The sequence below is a fragment of the Paenibacillus sp. J5C2022 genome (assembly GCF_025567625.1).
Taxonomy (GTDB): Bacteria; Bacillota; Bacilli; order Paenibacillales; family Paenibacillaceae; genus Pristimantibacillus.
The window spans coordinates 1-12044 of record NZ_JAOQJC010000078.1 but is presented as its reverse complement, the minus strand read 5'-3'; the positions used below and the strand labels follow the sequence as shown (position 1 = coordinate 12044).

General features: G+C 53.9%; 13 protein-coding genes. 10 read left to right on the top strand and 3 right to left on the bottom strand.

Annotated features, from left to right (window positions below; genetic code table 11):
* Positions 1-1629, top strand: a 1629-nt coding sequence (locus M6D81_RS30985; RefSeq protein ID WP_317259187.1) for a collagen-like domain-containing protein, incomplete at its 5' end; no start/stop codon positions are given.
* Between the two features lie 153 nt (positions 1630-1782).
* On the opposite strand, the gene M6D81_RS30980 is transcribed toward M6D81_RS30985, so the two are convergent.
* Positions 1783-2334, bottom strand: a complete 552-nt coding sequence (locus tag M6D81_RS30980; RefSeq protein WP_262681466.1) for a hypothetical protein — start codon at positions 2332-2334, stop codon at positions 1783-1785.
* A 139-nt stretch (positions 2335-2473) separates the two neighbouring features.
* Here M6D81_RS30980 and ilvA point away from each other — a divergent pair, with 139 nt between their 5' ends.
* The 7 genes from ilvA (at position 2474) to M6D81_RS30945 (ending at position 7955) form a co-directional block, all read left to right on the top strand.
* Positions 2474-3742: a threonine ammonia-lyase IlvA gene (ilvA, locus tag M6D81_RS30975; RefSeq protein ID WP_262681465.1), complete on the top strand. Its 1269-nt coding sequence runs from the start codon at positions 2474-2476 to the stop codon at positions 3740-3742.
* 234 nt (positions 3743-3976) lie between these two features.
* On the top strand, positions 3977-5164 hold the full coding sequence (locus tag M6D81_RS30970) for an MGDG synthase family glycosyltransferase (RefSeq protein WP_262681463.1): 1188 nt from the start codon (positions 3977-3979) through the stop codon (positions 5162-5164).
* 24 nt (positions 5165-5188) lie between these two features.
* The gene (locus M6D81_RS30965; protein WP_262681461.1) at positions 5189-6364 is read left to right on the top strand and encodes an MFS transporter; all 1176 of its coding nucleotides are present in this window, start codon (positions 5189-5191) and stop codon (positions 6362-6364) included.
* Positions 6361-6969, top strand: a complete 609-nt coding sequence (locus M6D81_RS30960) for a TVP38/TMEM64 family protein (protein WP_262681458.1) — start codon at positions 6361-6363, stop codon at positions 6967-6969. The genes M6D81_RS30965 and M6D81_RS30960 overlap by 4 nt, the downstream gene beginning before the upstream one ends.
* A gap of 28 nt (positions 6970-6997) precedes the next feature.
* Complete coding sequence (locus M6D81_RS30955) at positions 6998-7342, top strand: hypothetical protein (RefSeq protein ID WP_262681457.1); 345 nt, start codon at positions 6998-7000, stop codon at positions 7340-7342.
* Positions 7343-7496: 154 nt separating this feature from the next.
* Positions 7497-7640: a hypothetical protein gene (locus M6D81_RS30950; protein WP_262681455.1), complete on the top strand. Its 144-nt coding sequence runs from the start codon at positions 7497-7499 to the stop codon at positions 7638-7640.
* A gap of 24 nt (positions 7641-7664) precedes the next feature.
* Positions 7665-7955 (top strand): transposase, encoded by a 291-nt coding sequence (locus M6D81_RS30945; RefSeq protein ID WP_262681453.1) that lies wholly within the window; start codon positions 7665-7667, stop codon positions 7953-7955.
* A gap of 45 nt (positions 7956-8000) precedes the next feature.
* Here the strand turns inward: M6D81_RS30945 and M6D81_RS30940 are convergent, their stop codons facing one another.
* Both M6D81_RS30940 and M6D81_RS30935 read right to left on the bottom strand, forming a co-directional pair.
* Complete coding sequence (locus tag M6D81_RS30940; protein WP_262681451.1) at positions 8001-9824, bottom strand: ATP-binding protein; 1824 nt, start codon at positions 9822-9824, stop codon at positions 8001-8003.
* A 162-nt stretch (positions 9825-9986) separates the two neighbouring features.
* The gene (locus M6D81_RS30935; RefSeq protein WP_262681449.1) at positions 9987-10379 is read right to left on the bottom strand and encodes a hypothetical protein; all 393 of its coding nucleotides are present in this window, start codon (positions 10377-10379) and stop codon (positions 9987-9989) included.
* Positions 10380-10489: 110 nt separating this feature from the next.
* On the opposite strand from M6D81_RS30935, the gene mscL reads away from it, so the two are divergent.
* Entirely contained in the window at positions 10490-10942 is a 453-nt protein-coding gene (mscL, locus tag M6D81_RS30930; RefSeq protein WP_262681447.1) for a large-conductance mechanosensitive channel protein MscL, read from the top strand.
* Positions 10943-10945: 3 nt separating this feature from the next.
* Entirely contained in the window at positions 10946-11596 is a 651-nt protein-coding gene (locus tag M6D81_RS30925; RefSeq protein ID WP_262681445.1) for an NUDIX hydrolase, read from the top strand.
* The last annotated feature ends 448 nt before the right edge of the window (positions 11597-12044 follow it).

The window sequence follows — 12044 nt, the reverse complement described above, 5'->3', positions numbered from 1 at the left end:
GCAACTGGCGCTGACGGTGCTACCGGACCTCAAGGAGCGACCGGATCAACTGGCGCTGATGGCGCCACCGGACCCCAAGGGCCGACTGGAACAACGGGCGCTGACGGCCCTACAGGACCTCAAGGGCCGACTGGACCAACGGGCGCCGATGGCGCTACCGGACCTCAAGGGCCGACTGGACCAACGGGCGCGGACGGCGCTACAGGACCTCAAGGAGCGACTGGACCAACAGGAGTCGATGGCGCCACTGGACCCCAAGGGCCTACTGGACCAACGGGCGCCGATGGCACTACCGGACCTCAAGGGCCGACTGGATCTACCGGCACGGATGGCGCTACCGGACTTCAAGGGCCAACTGGGCCGACGGGCACCGATGGTGCCACTGGACCGCAAGGTGCAACTGGACTGAATGGCGTCGATGGCGCCACCGGACCTCAAGGGCCGACGGGATCAACTGGCGCTGATGGCGCTACCGGACCTCAAGGACCGACTGGACCAACTGGCGCAGATGGCGCCACCGGACCGCAAGGGCCGACGGGGACAACGGGCACGGACGGGGCCACTGGTCCCCAAGGGCCGACTGGACCAACGGGCGCAGACGGTGCTACCGGACCCCAAGGGCCGACGGGGCCAACTGGCGCCGATGGTGCGACCGGATTTCAAGGACCAACGGGGCCAACTGGAGCAACGGGCGCGGATGGCGCCACTGGACCTCAAGGGCCGACAGGATCTACCGGCGACGATGGCGCTACAGGAACCCAAGGACCAACTGGACCGACTGGCGCCGAAGGCACTACCGGACCTCAGGGGCCAACTGGACCAACTGGCGCTGACGGTGCTACCGGACCTCAAGGGCCGACTGGAGCAACGGGCGCGGACGGCGCTACTGGACCTCAAGGAGCAACTGGACCTACTGGCACTGATGGCGCCACTGGACCCCAAGGGCCGACGGGATCAACTGGTACGGATGGGGCGACGGGACCTCAAGGTGCAACTGGAGCAACTGGCATCGATGGCGCTACAGGACCTCAAGGGCCGACGGGAGCAACGGGCGCGGACGGCGCTACTGGACCTCAAGGAGCAACTGGACCTACTGGCGCGGACGGCGCCACCGGACCCCAAGGACCGACAGGGCCGGTCTTTGGAGACATCGGCTTCTCCGCCCGCATCAATTCTCTGACGCTAAGTGCCAGCGGACAACTCGGCAACTGGTCAACCTCAAGTCCTTATTACGGCAGCGCTAGCTTCAATGCGACGACAGGCTCTTTCACCGCTCCCGCGACGGGCAAATACTCCATTAAAGCGACTATCAACTACACAACAACCGCTACAATTTCTGTTCAATTAGGAGCAGGCATATTTCCATCGTTCCGTGTGCGAAGAACTTCGCCTTCGTCGACGGATCTGATTACTGGCATATTCCCTATTCTCAACGTCAGTATCGTATTGCTTATCACCCTGAGAACAATACTGGGAAGCGGTACGATTACGCTGGCTGGCGATGTGGAGCTTACTGCCGGTGATGTTGTCGGTCTGTTCTATGTCTCGGACGGTCTCAGCATCAACTTGTCGCTTGGAGGAACGGATAACGAGGGCATAGTATGGTCCATTCATCAAATCGCAGATTGAGCAAGTCGCTTCTCCGCAACTTTCCAACCAGCGTTGAACTGCCCGCCTGATCGTCTCGTCACACAGATATACATCTCATGACAAAGACCTCGAGTCCCGCTTAAACGCAGGTCTTGAGGTCTTTCAACTGCCGCCAATTACGTACCCATTCCTTTAGAAGGGAAGCTTGATATCAAACAACACCATAAGCCGTCCTTCCTCCATTCGGACTTCCTCCACACTGAAAGCCTCGCCAGAAGGCAAGTCCAACGGGATCGTAATCGTCTCCAAATAATGAAGCGGCAAATCAATCGCCTTGATCGATAAAACGGCCGGATAGAGCACCAGATTCGGCTCCTTCCAATCTACCTCGTACTCTACTTTCACTCCTGCCGGTATGCGCTCCCGGTACATGACATTGATGTCGCCAATTAACCGATCCTTCGCCAATTGAAAGTCCGCTCCTTCAATCCGGATATGATCGCCCATCTGCCTCTCCATGCCCAGCCTGATCAGATCGTTCACCTCCGATTCCGTCAGCACAAGCTCCGGCTTCATGCGCTTCACCATATGAAGCGCCTTCTCCTTCACATCGATCTTCTCATTCTCCAATTGAAAGCCCAGCTCGCGCTCCGGCGCGATATACGCCAGCCCCGCCCATACCGCACCGGCGAGCAGCAGCAGCAAAATGACAACAGTCCACACTATACGCTTGATCACTCTCATCTAATCATTTTCCTCCCCACATATATCCTGCGAAAGCTTGATGAATACTTCTCTCACTTGCACCGACTTAATGGTATAATGAAACAATTGTATCTATATTCGAACAGCATAGCTGCTATCATGATGGAAGGATGGTATCATGAACGCCAATTCTCAAACCGCTCATAGAATCAGTATGGAAGAAATTGTTCAGGCACACATGCATCTGAAAGATGTCGTCGTACACACGCCTCTTCAGCATAGTCGTGTATTGTCCGAACGCTATAATTGCAATGTATTGCTGAAACGGGAAGACCTGCAGACGGTTCGCTCGTTCAAGATAAGAGGAGCTTACCATCTCATGCGCTCTTTGTCACCCGAGGAGACTTCCAAGGGCGTCGTATGCGCCAGCGCAGGCAATCATGCGCAAGGGGTGGCCTACTCCTGTCAGACACTCGGCATTCCGGGGAAAATATTCATGCCCAGCACGACGCCGAGACAGAAAGTGAAGCAGGTCTCGTTCTTCGGAGGGAATCAGGTTGAAGTCATCCTGACCGGAGATACATTCGACGACGCCTATGCCGAAGCGATTGCGGAAAGCGAACGAAGCGGCATGGCGTTCATCCATCCCTTCGACGACCGCAAGATCATTGCCGGCAACGGCACGATCGGACAGGAGCTGCTGGACAGAACCGAGCATTCGCCGGATTATATCTTTCTCACCGTGGGAGGCGGCGGTCTTGCTGCAGGCGTATCCTCTTATGTGAAGGTCATCTCTCCTTCCACCCGCATTATCGGTGTGGAGCCCGATGGCGCGCAATCGCTGCGCGCATCGCTGGATGCAGGCGAGGTCGTAACGCTGGAGGAGATCGAGAAGTTCGTGGACGGCGCCGCCGTCAAGCGGATCGGGGATCTGGCCTTCTCCATCTGCCAGGAGCTCATTGACGACGTCATTGCCGTGCCCGAGGGCAAAGTGTGCACGACCATGCTGGACTTGTACAACGAGAATGCTATCGTAGCGGAGCCGGCAGGGGCTCTGCCGATCGCTGCACTGGATGCCTATCGCGATCAGATCCAGGGCAAGACGGTCGTCTGCATTATTAGCGGCGGCAATAATGACGTCGACCGGATGCAGGAAATCAAGGAGCGTTCTCTCATCTATGAGGGCTACAAGCATTACTTTATGGTCAACTTCCCGCAGCGCGCCGGCGCGCTGCGCGAATTCCTGGATCAGGTGCTGGGGCCAAGCGACGATATTACCCGCTTCGAATATACGAAGAAGTCCAATAAAGACAACGGACCGGCGCTTGTAGGCATCGAGCTGAAGCATCGGGAAGATTACGGTCCACTTCTGGAGCGCATGGCGAAACGCGGCTATCGGTACCTGGAGCTGAACAAGGACCCTGTCCTCTTCAGCCTGCTCATCTAATCACTTGACTCGTACGAGAAGTCCCTCATGTCCAGCGGCAGGCGCTGAACATGAGGGACTTTTCCTTTTCTTTTTCTTCGGCCCCTCAGGCGCATTCCCATCATCCCCCACCTTCCCCGTGTCTACTCTTCTTCCCGAAGGCATACAATCCAGTGAATGCTCAACAAAGTATCCACACAGCGTTCACGCTGGCTTTACATTATACCGTTACACTTATATTTCAGGAGGTGTGACATGCCCTACTTCATCAATCAGACACGTCAATCCAAGCTTCTCATTGTGTATGCATCTTATGGTCAAGGTCATTATCAGGCCGCATGCGCGCTTCGCGACGCCTTGAAGGAACGGGGCAACGCCAATACGGTCATGGTTGATCTCATGGCGGAATCCCATCCGCTGCTCAACGAAGTGACCCGTCAATTTTATTTGAAAAGCTATACGCATATGCCGCAAGTATACGGCTGGGTCTACGATTGGACGAAGCCCATGAAGCACGACTCCTTGTTCGGGCAATGGCTTCACTCCTTCGGACGCCAAAAATTGCAAAAACTGATTCGGCAGGAACAACCCGATGCGGTCATTCATACGTTCCCTCTGTTCACCTTGCCGTCCATGCGTGGCAAGCAGCGCGTCCAGCCTATCCCTTCCTTCGCCGTTCTGACGGACTTCGATCTTCACCGACGATGGGTCCACCCTTCCGTCGACCGCTATTATGTGCCTACGCCGGATATGCGTCTGGAGCTTCAGCAATTGGGCATGGCGCCATCCCGTATTAAGGTAAGCGGCATTCCGCTCAAGCCGCAGTTCCACCTAAGCTCATCGGTGAAGACTTGCCCTTCCCGCTACGGCATGCATCCCGGCAAGCTGGTAGCGCTTGTCATGGCAGGCGCCCAAGGCGTCATGCCGAACGTGCAGGACATCTGCGCTGGCCTGCTTCGCCACGAGAGCCTGCAGGTTGTGCTCGTCTGCGGACGCAATGATGCTCTCCGGTCAGCGATGAAGCAGAAGTTCGGCGATCACCCCGCATCGCATCGCTTGCATCTGTTCGGATTCGTCGAGCAAATACACGAGCTGATGTCGATAGCGGATTGCCTGATTACCAAGCCCGGCGGACTGACGCTGGCCGAAGGCATCGCCGCCGGCTTGCCCTTATTCCTCTATCGGCCTGTCCCGGGACAAGAGAAGCAGAATGCGCTGTACTTGGAGTCCAAGGGCGCCGCATTCATCTATCGGGATACGGCTTCGCTGACGGCTGGCGTCCTCTCCATGCTCGGCAATCCGCTGCGGCTTGAAGCCGCCCGTTCCAGCATCAGAGCGCTGCAAGCGAATACGCAATCTGCAGCAGCGGCAAAATACATCGTCGACGATGTTTTATTCAGCCTCCGACTCGGGAATAAAGCTTCTATGTATGTCCATCTATAGCTTCGAGCAAAGGAGCCTGTAATCGTGCAAAGAAAAGTACGCTCATCATTTCTGGCCGACATGAAGCTCATGATCCTGATCCTTCTTCTCGTCGAGTTCGTGCGCGGCGCGGTGTTGGTCAGCTTGCTTCCGATATACGGATCGGCACAACTGGGGCTTACAGCCGACGTCATCGGAATCGCCATCTCTGCGCATTATATTACTGATACTGTGCTGAAGATCGGCATTGGCTACTTGCTGGATCGCTTCTCTATGAAACGTATCGTACAGGCCGGTCTGGTCATTTCTCTCATAGGTGTTGGCTTGATGCCCTTCTCCACCCTGCCATGGATGTTCATCGGCTCCTCCGCGCTGTACGGCATCGGGATGTCTCCCATCTGGATCGCATGTCTGATGAAGGTGCCCGAAGAGCAGCGTGCCACCGGCATGGGCTATCTCTATACCGTATGGCTGCTCGGTCTTGGCAGCGGCCCGATCGTGTGCAATATATTGCTGGACTATAGCTACTCGTTCACCTATTGGCTTCTCGCTGTTCTGTCTGCCCTGGCTGCAGCGTTCTCTTTCTTGATCAGACGTGACGATGTCGGTGTGCCGCTTGCGCGCATCCCGCTGCGGCGCCAATGGAAGGCGCTTCGCATCAAGCTGATTCGCATGCGAATGCTGCTTCCCGGCATGATTCTCCAGACGATGGCAGCCAGCATGCTCGTCCCGATACTCCCCGCCTTCGCCGCCGATCGGCTTCATCTTTCCGGGACGCAATATTCCATCCTGCTTACCGCGGGCGGATTGTTCGCCGTATTGGGCCTTGTTCCGATGGGCAAGCTGTCGGACAAGCTGGGGGGAAGAAGAGGGTTTCTCGCGATCGGCTTCATCCTGTTCGCTTTTGGATTGTATGCACTGGCGTGGGAGCCTTCATTTTGGTATTGTTTAATTATTGCAATCGGATTGGGCTTGTCTTACTCTGCTATATTGCCGTCCTGGAACGCTCTGCTGGCCGCCTATGTGCCGCAGAAGCAGGAAGGCGTCGGATGGGGACTGCTGTCCACCTTCGAAGGCGTCGGCGTCATGATTGGGCCGATCGTCGGAGGAGTGATTGCCACCGCCAGCGGAGACACGGCCGTCTTCTGGACAAGTGCGATTATTTTTCTTTTGATTGGTCTATTTTATGCAATGTTAAGGCAGATCGGAGTTCGTGAATGAGTCAGTTAAATCAATGGATATCAGAGCTTCAGCGTATGGATATTGAACAAATTCAACAAACGTTGCAGAGCTATTCGCAGTTCGGACCTTTGCCGGGACTGCTGCTTCCCTATATCGAGTCCTTCCTTCCCTTCCTGCCGCTGGTGCTCATTATTGCGGCCAATGTGAACATTTACGGATTCGGATTCGGGTTCCTCTATTCCTGGATCGGCGTTACCGCAGGCGCCATTTGCGTCTTTCTAATATGCAGAAGCCTTGGCAAGAACGTGAAGACGCGGATTCAGCGCAGATTCCCGAAGTCGGAGAAATTCTTCAACTGGGTGGAACGAAGAGGCTTCACGCCCCTGTTCCTGCTCGCTTGCTTCCCGTTCACCCCGTCCGTCATTATTACCGTCGTGTCGGGTCTTAGCAAGGTGCCGTTTCATACGTTTCTGCTGGCTACTATGATGGGGAAAGCCGTTATGATCTTCTGCATTTCCCTTATCAGCTTCGATATTGCCAATTTGCTGGAGGAGCCATGGCGAATCTTCGTATCCATCACTGCAGTGCTCGTCATGTGGTTCGGCGGCAAGAAGCTGGAGAGCCGTTATCAAATTAACGGATAAGCCCCGCATGAACAGGAGCTGATATGGATTGACCAGCCGTTATCTATTGCCCTTGAGCACATGGTACGATATTGGAGCAACCGTCGTAGTGCTGCTGCTGGCAGCGTTGCTCCTTGGCGCCATGTTCTTCTTCATCCGTATTGCTTCAGACGACTCCGATAAGTATAAGACGCTGCGCGAGATGGTGGAGACCTTGTTCGGCACGCCCGCTCATCTTCGCAGCGGAGACGCCTCTTCCGACGATGCCGCTTCAAGCGCCACCGCACCTTCGCGACCTTCGACGCTCCCCTTCCGCGAGCCGTGTCCCGCATGCAACACGGAAGTGACAGAGCGCGATGCGGAATGTCCGTCCTGTCAGCTCAGATTGCTCTAATGAACGAAGACAACTTCGGCTTATCCCTGTTCGCAAGCAAACTTCTTGTGTTCCTGCTCAGGCCTTGCTCGGACCATTCATACAATACAGCTTCTTGTGGCACACTATTGCTGATCTTGATTGGGATCATAAATTATCGAAGGAGCGATAGCCTATGGCCGGCAAACAACCTTCCGACCGCCAGAAGGCGGCAAGCAAGGCGCAATCTCGGGCGGATCGCGCTCAGGGCAGCAAAGCGCGGGCCAGCGAGCTGCAATCCGAAGCGGATCGTGCAGCGGTGCCAAAGCATGGCTTATAAGCGAATAGAAGGAGGGCACACTTCGTGAGCAAGCAGCATGATCATGAAAAGCATCGAATGGAGCCTATATCTGGGGAACCGGTAAAGGCTGACGGCGTCTACCGCAACGAATGGGGACGCGACGAGCGACTGGAGCAAGGCGATGTGTTCCCTGCCGATCCTATGCTGGGAACGACAGAATGGAAGCAAGTCGAGCTGGAATTCGACAATCATCATGCGGGCCGTACCGACCCGCGCCTCACTCCCCATGATGACGATGATGATCCTGAGGCGCATATGCAGCATCCCCGTCGTCACAAGGGCAGCAATAAATAGAGAAATACATGTGAAGGGGCATGCGCGTACCGCATGCCCCTTCTATCATTCCTTCCTCTGAGGTACGTCATTTGCCGCTTGCAATGATGGCTTGGACAGCTGCTCCTTCTCTTGAGCCGGCTTATAATGCGGCAATCGAATCGTAATAGTCGTACCGATCTCCAGCTTGCTAATGGCTGTAATTTTGCCTCCGTGATTATAAATAATTTTGTAGGATACCATTAACCCCAATCCCGTCCCTTTATCTTTCGTCGTATAGAAGGGCTGACCCATCTTGGACAACTGTTCGTCGGTAATGCCGTCCCCCTCGTCATGGATATCGATTCGGACAACATCTCCCTCTTCAATAGCGATCGCGATCGTGATATCACCCCCGTATGGCATTGCTTCGATCGCATTTTTCAGAATATTGATAAATACCTGCTTCAACTGGCTATTGACACCAAGCACCCATATCGGTTCCTCCATGAGCGTATACTGCAAGTTCACTTGCTGCATATGCGCTTGAGAGCCTACCATGCCCATACTTTCTTCCATTACCTTCCTTACATTGACCGGTTTGAATTCATATACCTGAGGCTTGGCTAACATAAGCATCTCGCTCACAGTAGACTCGATCCTTGCAAGCTCCGACTTGATGATGGGATAGTAGCGATTTTGCTGAATTCGGCCGGTCGCGATCAGTTGCATGAATCCTTTTAGAGAGGTCAACGGATTGCGAATTTCATGCGCGATACCTGCGGCCAGCTCACCTGCGATGGAGAGCTTCTCGGAATCTATGAGCTGTTTCTCGTATTTTTTTCGTTGCGAGATGTCGCGGATAATGAATTGATGCACAAGTACCCCGGATTGAACGGTACTCGTCTTCACGATTTCGGTATGGAGCATGTTGCCCTTCAGCGTCTTCCACTGAAATTCCATGAAGTCGAGCTCCCCCGCTTCATCCCCCTCTTGCTTGTCAAGCCAGCGTCCCATCTCCTCATGATGATGGTCCTGGAGTAAGGAATAGATGGAGGAGCCGGCCAGTTGCGCTTCCAACGCCGCTTCGAACATACGCAGACCGGACGGGTTCATATAGTCCCACTTGCCGTCTTTGATCAATGCGATCGTATCCATCGAGTTCTCCACAAGCTGCTTGTATTGTTTGTTGATCATGACATATTTGCGCGTATTCAACCAGGACGTGTACCCGAATATTAGCGAGAGGAGCGTCGTCACGGACAGAATAAAAGCAACAAGCAGCAAGTAGTCGTTCATCCGGTCCAGGGAGAGAATATGCTCGTACTTCACAATGACGGACTCCAGGCTAAGCTTATGAAGCATCATCGTGGAAATGCCTACCACGATGCCGCTGATCATCCGATAAAACTTCTTCTTCATGCCATAAATGACTAACGCTATAAATATTCCCGAAGCATGCAATAGAATAGATATCGATAACAGGACAGGATTCAGGGAAAACTGCTCGATCGCTTCCGTCCATTGCGTCAAATGATGAAGAATGACGGAGGAGGCGGAAATGAAGATGGCGCATAGCCATTGGCGGCCGCGCACCCACGGCTTGCGCAAATAAAGGTACAACCCGCAGAAGGTGATGGGAACAGACAGGAAAAAGGGAAGGAACACATTCCAGGCGATGACCAGCATGAAATCCGAGGCCAGCAGCAGAACGACATGCATCGTCCAATGGCCGAGGGTCAGCAGACTTGCCGCGCCGACGATCCATCCTGAACGGGCTTGGCTGTTGCTGCTGGAGCTGGAGTTGGAATGATCAATCATGCTGAACATGGCATAAGCGGCATAACACATTATGGTCAACGCAAGAACGATGTAAAAAGGATTTAGTTGCAGGATCATTGCTTTCATCATGCTCCTCCTAAGGAATGGATGGAGTATCCTTATGCTTCCAATTTGCTTTAAATAGGAAGTTCGACAAATTACCAAAAAATCCTTTTTCTTTCGCGCTTCGCTTGTAGCAATCTGTTGAATAAAGGCGGATGCACTAATTCCATATACCTAAGCGGGCGTTTTTCACCCTGCAACCGAGACTGCATCGCCTACAACCCGCCATTCGCACACTTTTCCGTCTCCAGCCGAGTTCACATCGCCTGCAGCACCATTTCCGGCTACTTTCCACTCCGCAACCGAGACTGCATCGCTCACAACCCGCCATTCGCACACTTTTCCGTCTCCAGCCGAGTTCACATCGCCTGCAGCACCATTTCCGGCTACTTTCCACTCCGCAACCGAGACTGCATCGCTCACAACCCGCCATTCGCACACTTTTCCATCTCCAGCCGAGTTCACATCGCCTGCAGCACCATTTCCGGCTACTTTCCACTCCGCAACCGAGACTGCATCGCTCACAACCCGCCATTCGCACACTTTTCCATCCCAGCCATGGTTACATTGCTTACTGCTCATTGGAAAGTCTCGCATTGATAGAATTGGGGTATACTACTTTCAAGGACAGTTGGTATAATGGATTATCTGCTTAAGAGATACGAATTGAATGGGTATTGGAGGAATAAATCATGAAGATGGCACAAGAGTTCAAAGAATTTGCCATGCGAGGCAATGTCGTCGATCTTGCGGTCGGTGTCATCATCGGCGGGGCATTCGGCAAAATCGTTACTTCGCTGGTTAACGACCTCATCATGCCGCCTATCGGAATGCTTCTCGGAGGCATGGAATTCAAGGATTTGAAAATTTACTTAGAAAAAACTGAGGGACTGAGCGGGGATGAGCTGGCGGCTGTGCCCGCCATCCACTACGGGCAGTTCATTAATGTTGTACTGGACTTCCTGATCGTCGCGATGGCTATCTTCTTCCTTGTAAAAGGGATTAACAAGCTGCGCCGCAAGCAGAAGCAGGAAGAGGCCGCTCCTGCTCCTACGGAGAAGGAATGTCCGCATTGCTTGTCCAAGGTGCCGATTAAAGCGACACGCTGCAAGCACTGCACATCCCAGCTTGAAGCCGGTGCCTAACGCATGAGTGAGGAAAGATTCGACATCTATGATGAGGAAATGAATCATCTGGGAACAGCCACACGGGAGGAGACCCATCGGCTGGGCCATTGGCATCGCACCTTCCATTGTTGGCTAACCCGCCATGAGGGCAGCCGACAGCTCGTCCGTTTCCAGCAGCGCCATGCCGATAAGGATACGAATCCTGGCTGCTATGACATTACCGTCGCCGGTCATCTGTCCGTCGGCGAATCCATGCAGGAAGGAGTGCGCGAGCTGGAGGAGGAGCTTGGCGTGTCCGCTGGCTTCCATCAGCTCGTCTCTCTTGGGCAAGTGCGGGAAGAAGAAAGCGGCTATGTGAAGGGGAAGCTGTTCATCGACCGAGAGGTGAGTGATGTATTCGGCCTCCATTGCGATATTCCGCTGACAGATCTTCGTCTGCAGCCGGAGGAAGTCTACGGTGTATATGAAGCCGGCATTGAGGAACTGCTCGCCTTGTTCCAGGGCGAGCAGGAGGAGATAGTCGCCCACGGCGTTAGGCTTGTCGCTGACAACACCTCCTCCCCCGATCATCTACGGCTGGTCCCCAGTGAACGAAGCATCCGAGCCGACCAGTTTGTCCCCCGAGCCGTCAGTTACTACATCGATGTGCTTCAGAAGCTGCGTTCGGTATAGGCTGCGTTGATGATGCAGGTAAGATGTTGGTGTCTGAGAATCTAGTGCGCTGCGAGTCTATTGGATTGCGAGTTCGACTACTAGATTGATGGAATACAGATTACGAGACGGAAAGCGCACCCTTGGGGTGCGCTTTACGTGCTTCACTATCTATATGCCGTATGTGCCTTGCCCGGCTTCCATCCTAGCTATTTTTCCCTCTAATGTATGCCACATACACTAAATTTACTCCATAGCACCATTTCCCCGCTCCAATGTTTGCCACATACACTAAATTCACTCCATAGCACCATTTCCCCGCTCTAATGTATGCCACATACACTAAATTTACTCCATAGCACCATTTCCCCGCTCCAATGTATGTCACCTACACTAAATTCACTCCATAGCACCATTTCCCCGCTCCAATGTATGTCACCTACACTAAATTCACTCCATAGCACCATTC

Excerpts from the sequence above, each read along its gene's own strand:
- M6D81_RS30970 (WP_262681463.1), top strand. The coding sequence starts at position 3,977 with ATGCCCTACTTCATCAATCAGACACGTCAATCCAAGCTTCTCATTGTG.
- mscL (WP_262681447.1), top strand. The coding sequence starts at position 10,490 with ATGAAGATGGCACAAGAGTTCAAAGAATTTGCCATGCGAGGCAATGTC.
- M6D81_RS30940 (WP_262681451.1), bottom strand. The coding sequence starts at position 9,824 with ATGATGAAAGCAATGATCCTGCAACTAAATCCTTTTTACATCGTTCTT.
- ilvA (WP_262681465.1), top strand. The coding sequence starts at position 2,474 with ATGAACGCCAATTCTCAAACCGCTCATAGAATCAGTATGGAAGAAATT.
- M6D81_RS30925 (WP_262681445.1), top strand. The coding sequence starts at position 10,946 with ATGAGTGAGGAAAGATTCGACATCTATGATGAGGAAATGAATCATCTG.
- M6D81_RS30950 (WP_262681455.1), top strand. The coding sequence starts at position 7,497 with ATGGCCGGCAAACAACCTTCCGACCGCCAGAAGGCGGCAAGCAAGGCG.
- M6D81_RS30935 (WP_262681449.1), bottom strand. The coding sequence starts at position 10,379 with ATGAGCAGTAAGCAATGTAACCATGGCTGGGATGGAAAAGTGTGCGAA.
- M6D81_RS30980 (WP_262681466.1), bottom strand. The coding sequence starts at position 2,334 with ATGAGAGTGATCAAGCGTATAGTGTGGACTGTTGTCATTTTGCTGCTG.
- M6D81_RS30960 (WP_262681458.1), top strand. The coding sequence starts at position 6,361 with ATGAGTCAGTTAAATCAATGGATATCAGAGCTTCAGCGTATGGATATT.